This window comes from Oxalobacter aliiformigenes (assembly GCF_027116575.1).
In the GTDB taxonomy this organism is placed as follows: Bacteria; Pseudomonadota; Gammaproteobacteria; order Burkholderiales; family Burkholderiaceae_D; genus Oxalobacter; species Oxalobacter aliiformigenes.
In genome coordinates this window covers 620,908-633,742 of record NZ_CP098252.1, presented here as the reverse complement: position 1 = coordinate 633,742, position 12,835 = coordinate 620,908, and the positions used below count along the sequence as shown (strand labels likewise).

The 12,835-nt window shown below is 52.2% G+C and carries 8 protein-coding genes; all 8 read right to left on the bottom strand.

Annotation, left to right across the window (positions count from 1 at the left end; all coding sequences use genetic code 11):
• Nucleotides 1-7 precede the first annotated feature (7 nt).
• A complete protein-coding gene (locus tag NB647_RS03010; protein ID WP_269284090.1) occupies nucleotides 8-646 on the bottom strand; it encodes a class I SAM-dependent methyltransferase in 639 nt (212 codons plus the stop codon).
• Between the two features lie 146 nt (nucleotides 647-792).
• Nucleotides 793-966 (bottom strand): hypothetical protein, encoded by a 174-nt coding sequence (locus NB647_RS03005; RefSeq protein ID WP_269265080.1) that lies wholly within the window; start codon nucleotides 964-966, stop codon nucleotides 793-795.
• Nucleotides 967-1,124: 158 nt separating this feature from the next.
• A complete protein-coding gene (locus NB647_RS03000; RefSeq protein ID WP_269284088.1) occupies nucleotides 1,125-3,581 on the bottom strand; it encodes a glycogen/starch/alpha-glucan phosphorylase in 2,457 nt (818 codons plus the stop codon).
• Nucleotides 3,582-3,782: 201 nt separating this feature from the next.
• Nucleotides 3,783-5,267: a glycogen synthase GlgA gene (glgA, locus tag NB647_RS02995; RefSeq protein WP_269265077.1), complete on the bottom strand. Its 1,485-nt coding sequence runs from the start codon at nucleotides 5,265-5,267 to the stop codon at nucleotides 3,783-3,785.
• A complete protein-coding gene (gene glgC, locus NB647_RS02990; RefSeq protein WP_269265076.1) occupies nucleotides 5,268-6,569 on the bottom strand; it encodes a glucose-1-phosphate adenylyltransferase in 1,302 nt (433 codons plus the stop codon).
• A 188-nt stretch (nucleotides 6,570-6,757) separates the two neighbouring features.
• On the bottom strand, nucleotides 6,758-8,383 hold the full coding sequence (locus NB647_RS02985; protein ID WP_269284086.1) for an alpha-D-glucose phosphate-specific phosphoglucomutase: 1,626 nt from the start codon (nucleotides 8,381-8,383) through the stop codon (nucleotides 6,758-6,760).
• 99 nt (nucleotides 8,384-8,482) lie between these two features.
• Nucleotides 8,483-10,525, bottom strand: coding sequence for a glycogen debranching protein GlgX (gene glgX / locus NB647_RS02980; protein WP_269284085.1), 2,043 nt, complete (start codon nucleotides 10,523-10,525; stop codon nucleotides 8,483-8,485).
• Nucleotides 10,525-12,705, bottom strand: coding sequence for a 1,4-alpha-glucan branching protein GlgB (gene glgB / locus NB647_RS02975; RefSeq protein WP_269284084.1), 2,181 nt, complete (start codon nucleotides 12,703-12,705; stop codon nucleotides 10,525-10,527). The genes glgX and glgB overlap by 1 nt, the downstream gene beginning before the upstream one ends.
• Between the last annotated feature and the right edge of the window lie 130 nt (nucleotides 12,706-12,835).

Here is a 12,835-nt window from a genome sequence, read left to right as displayed (position 1 = left end):
AAGAGGTTTATTCGGCCTTTTTGCGCGCAACCATTCCGATCAGAGCCGATATACCGGTATGTCGCGCTCCCTCACGGATAAATGCGTCATAACTTCTCAACTCCAGAATATCCATCATTCCGAAATAACCGGAAAGCATTTCCTCCGTGTAAAGATGCTCGACTTTTGCCGGGCCACCGGTCCCGAACTCCAGCTGTTTCGGTGTGTATCCCTGAAGAATCAGGATTCCGCCCGGTTTCAGCGTCCTGATGCAACCGTCAAAAAGACGTGACCTCATATTGGGCGTGGCGAACTGGGCAAAAATTACGATGACCGCATCATAACTGTCGTTTTCCCAGTTCCAGCCATCTATGCTGCTGACAGAATAATTGACGGAAACCCCTTTTTCCTGCGCCAGTTTTCTTGCCTTGGCGATCGCTTTTTCGGACAAATCGAACGCATCGACCTCCATTCCCTGCAGGGCACACCAGACGCTGTTTCTGCCTTCACCGTCCGCGACAAGAAGGACTTTGCTGCATCGTTTCAGATAATCCCGCTTTTCAACCAGATAATCGTTCGGTTCGGTACCAAACAGATACTCCGGTCCGTCAAAAAGCTCGTTCCAGATCCGGGCCGGCTTGCCCGGATCCTTGCTCGTTTCACTCATGATACTGTTTCAGGTTTTGGACATCCCGTCGCCATTGAAAGCGATGAATCGGCGTCAGGGACATTACGGAAAATGTTCCTCCCATGGAAAAACAAGACTAAAGCGCATCCACACAAAACACTGTCCGATCCGCCTTCGCCATAAAATCAATGCAGATTCCTGCGTGGTGAATGTTTATCCGACTGCTGGATTTCATTATTCTGGCTCCGGCGGCGATCCGGTGTGCCACGTGGTCTGGAACGACGTTCGGCGATCCGTCTTTCCCTGAATTCATTCAGTTCCTGGCTGACCTGTTCATAAGGCGATTTCGATTTTTCCATTTTCGCATCCTGTTTTGGCAAAAGTTTAAGGCGATTCCGTCACACATTTTTACCGGTTCCTGTTCACGGATTTCCGTATCCGACAGAATACCCCGCCAACACCCCGTTTTTTTGAACTTGCTCAAAAGTAACGTAAAATTTTCCCAAAATCAAAATTTTTACATGTCAATCGGATCAACCTGCCATATTTCTTTCGCATATTCCGAAATGGCACGATCCGACGAGAAATACCCGACACCGGCCACATTCGCTATCGCCTTGACATCCCAGCGGACGACCTGCCGGTACAAGGTATCGACCTGTTTCTGCGTCGCCACATAACTCTCATAATCAGCCAGTACCAGATAGCGGTCACCATAATTGATCAGGGAATCATAAATGGCCCGGAAACGTCCTGGCTCATCCGGTGAGAAAAATCCGTCCCGGATCTGGTCAAGCGCCTGTTTCAGTTCCGGAATCCGTTCATAATACTCCCGCGGCTGATAATTGCCGTTCTTGATTTCGGCAACCTGTTCAGCCGTATTGCCGAATATGAATATATTGTCTGAACCGACACGTTCCATAATCTCGATATTCGCGCCATCCAGAGTACCGATCGTCAACGCGCCATTTGCCGCCAGCTTCATGTTGCCGGTACCTGACGCTTCCGTCCCCGCCATTGAAATCTGTTGCGACAAATCGGCTGCGGGGATGATCATTTCTGCCAGACTGACACCATAATTCGGAATGAACACCACCTTGAGCTTGTTGCCGACATCCTTGTCATTATTGACCCTGACGGCAACATCGTTGATCAGCTTGATGATATCCTTCGCCATCTGGTAGGCCGAAGCTGCCTTGCCGGCAAAAATGACCGAACGCGGGACCCAGTTCACTTCCGGATTGGCCTTGATCTGGTTATAGCGGGTAATAACATGCAATACATTCAGAAGCTGGCGCTTGTATTCATGAATCCGCTTGATCTGTACATCGAAAAGCGAATCGGGATTTAGGGAGATATTCAGATTGTTTCTTACCCAGCGACCAAGCCTCTGCTTGTTCTGACGTTTGACCGCCCTGAAGCTTCCCAGAAACGCGGGATTGCTGGCATACGGTTTCATTTTTCCGATCTCGTCGAAATGAAGACGCCAGTCACGGCCGATCCGGTCATCGATCAGTTCGGACAGCAACGGATTCGCCTGTGACAGCCACCGGCGCGGAGTAATGCCATTGGTAACGTTCGTGAACCGTTCCGGGAATATCCGTGCGAAATCCGCAAAAATCGATTTTTTCATCAATTCGGAATGCAGTGCCGAAACGCCATTGATCTTGTGGCTGGCAACCACCGCGAGATACGCCATTCTCACCCTGCGTTCACCGGTCTCGTCAATCAGCGAAATACGCCGCATCAGATCATTGTCGTTACCGAACTTCTGGGCGACCATCGTGAGAAATTCGTTATTGATATCGAAAATAATCATCAGATGACGTGGCAAAACCCGGCCCATCAGTTCAACCGGCCAGGTTTCCAGTGCTTCGCTCATCAGGGTATGGTTGGTGTAGGAAAAAATCCGTTGCGCCAGTGCCCATGCCTGCCCCCACGGAACTCCCTGAACATCGACCAGGAGACGGATCAGTTCCGGGACTGCCAAAACGGGATGGGTATCGTTCAGATGAATGGAAATTTTGTCGGCCAGATCATCGAAACTCGGATTGTTGAGCTGATGCCGGCGAATCAGATCCTGCAGGCTGGCCGAAACGAAAAAATATTCCTGCATCAGACGCAACTCGCGGCCAAGCGGCGTGGAATCATCCGGATAAAGCACTCGCGTGACGTTTTCCGACATGTTTTTTGTTTCCACCGCCCCGGCATAATTGCCCTTGTTGAAAGCGGACAGGTTGATCTCCGACGTCGCCTTGGCCGACCAGAGCCGCAAAGTCGTCGCACATTCGGTGCCATAACCCGGAATGATCGTATCGTACGCCATCGCCAGCACACTGTGCGTGTCCACCCAGCGCGCCCTCCCGCTGGACTGGTCGATATGGCCGCCGTAACGGACATGGAACTGCAATTCGGGACGCGGGAATTCCCAGGGATTGCCGCGTGTCAGCAACCAGTAGTCCGGTGTTTCGACCTGATAACCGTCAACAATTTCCTGTTTGAACATCCCATATTCGTAACGGATGCCATAACCAATATTGGCAATGTTCAGTGTCGCCATGGAGTCCAGAAAACATGCGGCCAGACGGCCCAGCCCGCCATTTCCCAACGCCGCATCCGGTTCGTAATTGATGATTTCTTCCATATCGACAGCCAGATCGCTCAGCGCTTCACGCATGTCTTCCGCAATATCAAGCGATTCCAGTGCGTTCTGGAAAGTACGACCGATCAGAAATTCCATGGAAAGGTAATAGACGATTTTGGAACCCTGTTCATAATAGGCCGTATTCGATTTCAGCCAGCGCTCGACAAGCCTGTTGCGAACCGCCAGCTCGGAAGCCAGCAACCAGTCCCCGCGCGTTGCCGTCAACGGAATCTTGCCCGAGCGGTAACGCAAATTGTTTGAAATGGAACGCTTCAGGGCTTCTACATCGCTGGCGAGGAAACCTTCCTGTTTCGGTTTGTCTAAGCTCATTTCTGTTCTCCGTTGAAGAGGGGACAAAATTTTTTCCGCTTATTTCGCCAACTTGAAAAACCAATGAAAATCAGCATCATAAACAAAAAAAACAGCGGCGTAACCGTCAATTCCGGCTATAAGCAATATAACCGCTCACGACGCTTTTTGGCAAGCGGATGAAACACGATGAAAAGGGGCGCCGTTCTGAAGAAACGGCCATCATGCCCCGACTTTTATCTGTCTGTACAGCGCCGCGTACAATTTCGCGGAACGCTCCCATCCGAACGACAGTTTCATCCCCCTTTTCTGGACTTTCTTCCAGTCTTTTTGCCGTTCATACAATGCAAACGCTCTCTGGACGGCCGAGTCGAATGACGAATAATCGAAATGCTCAAAGCAGAAACCGGTCGCCCGGTTTTCAACCAGATTCTCCAGTGAACTGTCCGTTACCGTATCGGCCAGGCCACCGACACGATGTACCAATGGAAGCGTGCCATAAAGGGAACCGTACATCTGGACCAGACCGCAAGGTTCATAACGGGACGGGATCAGGATCACATCGCTCCCGGCAAAAATCCTGTGGGCTCTGTCCTCATCATAACCGATCCGAACAGCGACCTGTCCGGGAAAATCCTGTGCGAAACGGGTAAATGCCTCCTCCAGCCAATGCTCCCCGTTTCCCATGACGACGATCTGTCCACCCCGTTCGACGATAGCATTCAATCCCTCGACAACCAGATGCAATCCCTTTTGCGCGGCAAAACGGCTGACCACACAAAAAACGGGATTATCCTTCTGTTCGGAAAGCTCCATTTCCTTTTGTAATGCAAGCCGGCATTTTTTCTTGCCGGTCATCGAACGTTCATGAAAATTCGCTTCGATACGGTCATCCGTTTTCGGATTCCATGCATGCGTATCGACTCCGTTCAGAATACCGACCAGATCGGAAGAACGCTGCCGGACCACACCGCCCAGCCCGCAGGACTGTTCGCCATGCTGGATTTCCCTTGCATAGGTGGGACTGACTGTCGTGACCTTGTCGGCATAATAAAAGCCCGATTTCAAATATGAAACCTGTCCGTAAAACTCGATACCGTCCGGATTCAGCATCGAAAACGGCAAATCCAGTTCACTGAATACATGAGCGGGGAAATTTCCCTGATAAGCCATATTGTGAACGGTAAACACCGTCCCCACGGTTCTCTTCCCCGTATTCCATTCCAGCGCCTTGATATAGGCGAAGGCCAGACCGGCATGCCAGTCATGGCCATGAACGATATCCGGTCTCCAGAAATAATCGAACCCTTCCACAAGACGTGCGGCACACCACCCTAAAAGCGCGAAACGGAGGTGATTGTCATGATAAGGCTGCCCGTCAAAAGCGTTATACGGATTACCGGTCCGGTCGTACAGATCCGGTGCGTCAATATAATAAACGGGCACTCCCGTTGCTGGCATTTTGCCATACATCAGCCTGATCCGGCGTGCACCGAACTTGGCAGGCAACTCCGTGACGAGATCCGGACTGTCAATCCCCTTCACGAATTCGGGAAAACCCGGCACCAGCATGCGGACTTCACAACCGTCCTTTTCCAGCGCCGGCGGCAAAGCCGCCGTTACATCGGCGAGACCTCCGGTTTTAAGAAGAGGGAAAATTTCGGAACAAACGTGCAAAACCTTCAGCGGAAACTGATTTTCACTCACTTATTCTACCTTCGGGATATGTTCAAAATTGTACAGTCTGGCAAACATTTCCTGAGTGACCAGAACAACGCCATTCGGACTGCGATAAAACCGCTGTGCATCCAGCTCGGGATCTTCGCCGATGACAGTTCCTTCCGGAATGCGGCATCCCCGATCGATCACGACTTTCTTCAGACGGGATCCCTGCCCGATCTCACAGTCCGGCAGTACAACAACCTGATCGAGATTGCAGAACGCCTGAACGCGTACCTTTGAAAACAGAATGGTATTGGATATCTTGGAACCGCAAATGATACACCCTCCCGATACCATCGTATTGGAAATCACACCATCCATGCCGTGCGGATCCGGAACGAATTTGGCCGGCGGCTCCTGTTCCTGATATGTCCAGATCGGCCAGTCTTCATCATAAATGTTCAGCTGCGGCATATTGGATGTCAGCTCGAGATTGGTCATCCAGAACGAATCGACCGTACCGACATCACGCCAGTAGGGAGGGACAAACTGGGCGGGGGGGACACATGACATGCTGAAATAATGTGCCATCGCGTTGCCCTGGGAAACGATTTTCGGAATGATATCTTTCCCGAAATCATGGGAAGACGTATTGTCCGCACAATCCTCATCCAGCAGATTGTACAGATAGTCGGCATTGAAAACATAGATGCCCATGCTGGCAAGTGCCTTGTCGGGATTGTCTGGCATACCCGGCGGATCGGCAGGTTTTTCAAGAAAACGGGTGATCTTGCGGTTATCGTCCACATCCATGACCCCGAAACCGGTCGCATCCATACGCGGCACTTCGATACAGGCTACCGTACAGGGAGACTTCCGTTCGACATGGTCCAGAAGCAACAGGGAATAATCCATTTTATAGATATGGTCACCTGCCAGTACAAGGATGTACTCGGGCCCGTAAGAACGCAGGATTCCCTTGTTCTGCGCAACGGCATCGGCCGTACCCCGATACCACAACCCCTCTTCCATCTGTTGCCCTGCCGGCATCAGGTCGATGAACTCGTTCTGTTCGCCCCGCAGAAAGCTCCACCCTCTTTGCAAATGGCGGATCAGGGAATGCGGACGATACTGGGTAATGACTCCGACACGACGTATACCTGAATTGATGCAATTTGAAAGAGCAAAATCGATGATTCTGAATTTGCCGCCGAAATAGACCGCCGGCTTCGCACGATTGTCAGTCAGCTGATGAAGCCGGGTCCCTCTTCCGCCAGCCAGAACAAGTGCAATGGTACGCTTTGGCAACTGGCTTGCCGCAAGCATCTTATCCTCGACAAACTTCATTCTGTTCCTCCCAGAACTAGGTATTTTCATATGGCCTGACAACCATTCCTGTACCTTTCAATTTAACATACATTCATGACTGTATGTCATTTTTTTGCCGGCCATTTTTCAAAATAAGTCTGTCATTTTTTGCAACTGTCCTGTCCTTGCAAGACGACAACGAACCCGACACTGTCAAAACAGGCCGGTCAGGTAATGAGCGTCGGTTTTTTCAATCCGGTGAACCTTGCGATATCGGCCACCTCGCCGGCAATCCCGATCAGTTCTCCCAGTGCGGCCGACAAATCCTGATCGATCCGGTCTTTTTCATACCGGTCGAAATAAACCCTGAGCGTCGCGCCGACTGTTCCCGTTCCGGAGAGGCGGAAAACGATACGTGAACCGTCGGTGAAAAAGATCCGGATTCCCTGTCTGCCTGACACCGATCCGTCAACCGGATCGGTATAAGAGAATTCGTCCGCCTTCTCAATCATGTACCGGCCGAATCTTTTACCGGCCAGTCCATCCAGTTGGCCTCTCAAATGATCCATCAGTGCTGCCGCCTGCCTGCTGTCGATATTGACATAATCATGACGGGAATAATAATTCCGGCCATATGATTTCCAGTGGTCATGAACGATTTCGTTCACCGATTTGCCCGTCACCGCCAACAGATTGAGCCAGAAAAGAATGGCCCAGATACCATCTTTTTCCCGTATATGGTTGGAACTGGTGCCATAGCTTTCTTCACCGCACAGGGTGATCTTGTTGTCATCGAGCAAATCGCCGAAAAATTTCCAGCCGGTCGGCGTCTCGTAACAGGAAACCTGCAAGGCCGCCGCCACCCTGTCCGCCGCAGTCGATGTCGGCATGGAGCGGGCGATGCCGGCGATACCGCCGGAATATCCGGGAATGAGCGTTGCATTGGCCGCCAGAATGGCGAGACTGTCTGAAGGTGTCACGGCGATATGACGCCCGACAATCATGTTCCGGTCACCATCCCCATCTGTTGCGGCCCCCATATCGGCACCATCCGGCCCATTCATGTAGTCCATCAGTTCTTTGGCATTGACGGGGTTCGGATCAGGATGATGACCGCCGAAATCTTCCAGTGGAACGGCATTGACCACGGTTCCCTCCGGTGCGCCGAGCATTTTTTCGATGATCGTTCTCGCATAGGGACCGCAAACGGCATGCATGGCATCGAATCGGAATCTGAACCCGTCGGCAAAAAGGGAACGGATGGTATCGAAATCGAAAATCGACTGCATCAGTTCGGCATAATCCGTAACGGGATCAATTACCTCAATCGTCATGTTCTCCATTCGGACCGATCCGGTTTTTCCCAGATCCACATCCGGCGCATCGGAAATTTTGAACTCACGAATCTTCCTGGATCGCGCATAAATGGCATTCGTGACCTTTTCCGGTGCCGGTCCGCCATTGCCGATATTGTATTTAATGCCGAAATCGCCGGAAAGACCGCCGGGATTATGGCTCGCGGAAAGGATAATGCCGCCGAACGTCCCGTATTTCCGGATAAGGCAGCTCGCTGCCGGCGTCGACAGAATGCCGTACTGGCCGACCATGACCTTGCCGAAACCGTTGGCTGCCGCCATTTTGAGAATGACCTGTATGGCAACGGAATTGAAAAAACGTCCGTCCCCTCCCAGAACAAGGGTCTTGCCCTGATAACCGGTTACGGAATCGAAAATGGACTGGACGAAATTTTCCAGATAATGAGGCTGACGGAAAACCGGCACGGTTTTCCGCAATCCGGATGTCCCCGGATTCTGGTCTTCGAAAGGGGTAGTACTAATTGTCTGAACTGACATGTTTGCTCCCGGATATGGTTAAACGACCGACTCGCCATCAGATATCTCGGTACCGCCTGCTTTCATCAGGCAGGCTGTACTGTCATCTTACCAATATTGTCATGGAACCGCCAGCATAATGGTATGCCCCGGCAACAGGGCCTGAAATTCAAGATTCGCCCCGTTTTCGAATGTGGAACTGCTGTCCGACAATACTTTCCAGCGTCCCGGTGGCAGACGGAAAATTACCGGCTGAACCGAAGCATTCAGCAATATAAGACATGGATGGGAACCATCATTTGCGCGAATCAGGATCCCCATACTGAAAAGCCGCTTGTTGCTCCACTGGCGTCCCAGCTGGTCACCCCCATTGGGCGACAGCCAGCGGATACCGGCATCCGGCATGACAAAATCCGAATGTTCGGAAGTAAACCACTTGTTCTGCCCCAGTGCCGGATGGGTCTTGCGCAATGAAATCAGTTGCGCCACGAAATCCTGCAACCCGGTATCGGCCTGCTCCCAGTTCAGCCAGGTCAGTTCGTTATCCTGACAGTAAGGATTGTTATTGCCGTTTTGCGTCTGACCGAATTCATCACCGGCGACCAGCATCGGCGTTCCTTGCGAAAGTATCAGCGTCGCCAACAAGGACCGTTTCAGCTTCTCGCGACGCAAGATGACTTCCCGCAGGACGGCTTCCCCCTCCTCCCCGCAATTCCAGCTGAGATTGTGATCCGATCCATCCCGATTGTTCTCGCCGTTGGCCTCATTATGCTTGTGGTTGTAACTGACAAGGTCTTTCATGGTGAATCCGTCATGCGAAGTCACATAATTGATACTGGCCGCCGGCAACCTTTCGCGTGCGCCGAAAAAATCCTGCGATCCCATGAAACGCTGTGCGAATTCAGTCAGCGAAGACCCCTGATGCAGCCAGAACGAGCGCATACAATCGCGAAACTTGTCATTCCATTCAAACCATCCGAACGGAAAACCGCCCAGCTGATACCCCTCAGGTCCCAGATCCCAGGGCTCGGCAATCAGTTTGACGCGGGACAATACCGGATCCCCGGCAATCGCCCTGAAGAAACCGGCGTTAATGGAATATTCCCGTTTTTCCCGGGCCAGTGTCGGCGCCAGATCGAAACGGAAACCATCGACATGCATTTCCGTCACCCAGTACCTGAGTGAATCCATCACCATTTTCAGAACGTGCGGATGTCCCAGATTCAGGCTGTTCCCGCATCCCGACCAGTTTTCATAACAGGCGGGATTATCCGGCCGCAAATGATAATACATGGCATTGTCGATTCCCTTGAAAGAGAGCGTCGGACCATCCTCGTTGCCTTCGGCCGTATGATTGTATACGACATCCAAAATGACTTCGATTTTCCGGCTGTGCAACGCCCTGACCATATCCCGGAACTCGGAAACAGGTGTTGTACCGGGACGCCCCGACCAGTAACGGTTTTCGGGTGCGAAAAAACCGATCGTATTGTATCCCCAGTAATTGACCCGGCCTTCCCGTGTCAGACGGGCTTCGTCAGCCATGGCGAAAACGGGCAACAATTCCACAGAAGTAATGCCCAGTTTCTCCAGATAATCCAGAATGACGGGCTCGGCAAGTGCCGCATATGTTCCCCGTATTTCTTCCGGGATACCGGGATGGCGTTTGGTAAACCCTTTCAGATGCAATTCATAGAGTATCATCTGTCCGGAAGGAACATGAGGCGGCACGTCATCGCCCCAGTCATATATTTCGTGGATCACCCTGCCTTTCAATGCCATCGCTCCCGTATCGGTATCCGATGCATCCGAAAATTCGTCCTGTCCCTCATAACGTCCGACAATCAGACGGGCATAAGGATCGAGAAGCACTTTCCTGTCATTGAAGCGCTGTCCCTTTTCGGGAGAATACACACCCGAAACGCGATAACCGTAAACCAGTCCCGGGGCTCCCCCGGGCAGATAACCGGACCAGATTCCCTCTTCGGAAGGATTCAATGACAATTGTGCCAGTTCTTCCTGGCCAGTCTCGTCGAACAAACAAAGGGTGACGGCCTTGGCCGACGGAGCGGCCAGTGAAAAATTGACACCATTGCCATCCCAGTACGCTCCCAGCGGAGAAGATTTTCCGGGTTCCAGCCGGGTATTGCTGTCCGTTTCCATCAGCTATCCTTTCTGACCAGCATGCAGGTTGCCAGCGGAGGTGCCGTCACTTCCAGCGACCATGGCATTCCGTTTGACGGAACCGGCTGTGCCGGCAATTCATGATTGTGAACACCGCTGCCACCATAAATGGCGGCATCGGTATTGATAATTTCGCGATACCATCCCGGTTCGGCAACCCCGATACGGTACCCGTAACGGGGTACCGGCGTGAAATTGCTTATCACGATGACAGACTGTTTCTCCCCGTCGCGCCGCATGAAACAGAAAACCGAACTGTCCGTGTCGTCATGAATGATCCATTCAAAACCTTGCGGATCATAATCCAGCCTGTGCAGGGGAGAGAAATCCCGGTACACCGTATTCAGATCGCGGACAAGCCGTTGCATGCCTGCATGCAACGGATACTGCAGCAAATACCAGTCAAGGCTGCCATTCGAATCCCACTCACGATACTGGGCGAATTCCCCTCCCATGAAAAGCAGTTTTTTGCCCGGATATCCCCACATGAATCCGAAGTAGGCCCTGAGATTGGCAAAACGCTGCCATTCATCGCCCGGCATTTTTCCGATCAGCGATCCCTTGCAGTGGACGACTTCATCATGTGACAGAGGCAAAATGAAATTTTCGGAATAGGCATACATCATTCCGAAACGCATCTTGTCGTGATGGTATTTGCGAAACAACGGATCCTCGCGCAGATAAGACAGCGTATCGTGCATCCATCCCAGATTCCATTTGTAGTGAAAACCGAGACCGCCATCCCGCACCGGATGGGTAACACCGGGAAAACTGGTCGATTCTTCAGCCATCGTTACCGCCTCGGGCCGCTCGGCAATTACGGTTTCGTTCAGTTTCCGCAAAAACGCGATCGCTTCGAGATTTTCACGGCCCCCATATTTGTTCGGAACCCATTGTCCCGGAGCGCGGCTGTAATCCCTGTATAACATGGAAGCCACCGCATCGACCCGGAGACCGTCCACGCCATACCGCTCAATCCAGTAAAACGCATTGCCCACCAGATAATTGCTGACCTCGGTACGACCATAATTGTAGATGATACTCCCCCAGTCCTGATGAACGCCTTCCTTCGGATCGGCATGTTCATAAAGCGCCGTCCCGTCAAACCGGACAAGTCCATGCTCATCCGCCGGAAAATGGGCTGGCACCCAGTCCAGTATGACCCCGATCCCGCTGTCGTGCGCCGCCTCGACGAAATAACGGAAATCATCCGGTGTCCCGAACCGGGCCGTCGGCGCATAGATCCCCGTAGACTGATACCCCCATGAATCATCATAGGGGTATTCGTTGACCGGCATCAGCTCGATATGGGTGAACGCAAGACTCTTGACATACGGAATCAGCTGTTCGGCCAGTTCACGGTACGTCAGCCAGCGACGCCCATCCCCCGGCAAACGCCAGGACCCCAGATGAACCTCGTATATGCTGACAGGTGCATCCGGCGCATTGGCGGCCTTGCGCCGCTCGTCAGAAGGAACAGCCGGAGGCAACCCGTGCACGACAGATGCCGTATCCGGACGCAACTGTGCACGGAAAGCGTATGGATCGGCCTTCAGCCGGATTTCTCCGGCAATATCCTTGATTTCATACTTGTACAGATCACCCGGCATGACATGTGGAATGAACATCTCCCAGACACCACATTCATAACGGTAGCGCATCATGTGTCGCCGCCCGTCCCAGCCATTGAAATCACCAACAACCGAAACACGCCGTGCATTGGGGGCCCATACGGCAAAACTGACACCGGCGATTCCTTCCATCACGGCGGGATGGGCACCCAGCCTCTCGTAAGGCCGATGATGCGTCCCTTCCGACAACAGCCAGACATCGATATCACCCAGTACGCACGGGAAACGGTAGGCATCTTCCAGTTCCTGCCGATGCGTTCCCCAATCGATTTTCAGCCGATAGGGAAATGGCTCCTTCCGTCCGGGAATTTCCGCATCAAACAATGCCGTATCCGCAAACCGCTCCATCCTGACCAGCTCTTTCCCCGAATGGGCATCAACGACCGACACGGAAACTGCGCCCGGCAACAATGTCCTGACAAACAGTCTGCCGCTCTCGCGATGCATACCCAAAACAGAAAAAGGATCGTGGAAATCACCGGAAATGACGCATTCCAGTACATCAGTGGGCGTTACTGTATTTTGCATCACGTTTTCTCCAGAATCCGAACGTCAGCGTTACAGGGAATGATGCTTCATCTTACCTCATCCCATCCCCCGAAACGCCGAAGCGGATCAGAAAAAAACGTGTTCTCGCCCAAAGCTGTTTTATTTATGC